The sequence below is a fragment of the Pseudomonas sp. 3A(2025) genome, assembly GCF_054589175.1.
The window spans coordinates 1-249 of sequence record NZ_BAAILM010000071.1 but is presented as its reverse complement, the minus strand read 5'-3'; the positions used below and the strand labels follow the sequence as shown (position 1 = coordinate 249).

At 51.4% G+C, this 249-nt stretch carries 1 rRNA gene; it reads left to right on the top strand.

The features are described 5' to 3' along the window. Positions 1-249: ribosomal RNA gene (locus ACYP2A_RS22240) — 23S ribosomal RNA — on the top strand; the annotation flags it as partial.

The following is a 249-nucleotide window of genomic DNA, read 5'->3' as shown; positions in this document are numbered from 1 at the left end:
AAGATGCAGTGTATCCGCGGCTAGACGGAAAGACCCCGTGAACCTTTACTATAGCTTTGCACTGGACTTTGAATTTGCTTGTGTAGGATAGGTGGGAGGCTATGAAGTGTGGACGCCAGTCTGCGTGGAGCCATCCTTGAAATACCACCCTGGCAACTTTGAGGTTCTAACTCAGGTCCGTTATCCGGATCGAGGACAGTGTATGGTGGGTAGTTTGACTGGGGCGGTCTCCTCCCAAAGAGTAACGGA